Annotated in this window: 1 protein-coding gene; it reads right to left on the reverse strand. The window is 31.3% G+C overall.

Features of this window, described 5'->3' with window-relative positions; translation table 11 throughout:
- Positions 1 to 9: 9 nt before the first annotated feature.
- On the reverse strand, positions 10 to 192 hold the full coding sequence (locus tag PUR71_RS40995) for a hypothetical protein (RefSeq protein WP_329924680.1): 183 nt from the start codon (positions 190 to 192) through the stop codon (positions 10 to 12).
- Positions 193 to 313 lie beyond the last annotated feature (121 nt).

The following is a 313-nucleotide window of genomic DNA, read 5'->3' on the forward strand; positions in this document are numbered from 1 at the left end:
GGGAAACAACTAAAAAATACACCCACACAAACAACACAAAAAACAACACAAAAAAAAACAAACCACAAACACCCCCCACCCCAACCACCAACAAAAAAAAAACAAAAAAAAAAAAAAAACCAAAAAACAAAAAAAAAAAAAAAAAAAACAAAAAAAAAAACAAAAAAAAAACAACACCAAAACTTTAACCAATAAACCAACAACCCCAAAAAAAAAAAACAAAAACCCCAACCCAAAAAAAACCAACAAAAACACGCAAAAACCCAACCCCAACAAACCCAAAAAACACCCCCCAACCAACCCCAACACAAAA

Origin of the sequence: Streptomyces sp. SP17BM10 (genome assembly GCF_036322405.1) — a bacterium.
Lineage (GTDB): Bacteria > Actinomycetota > Actinomycetes > Streptomycetales > Streptomycetaceae > Kitasatospora.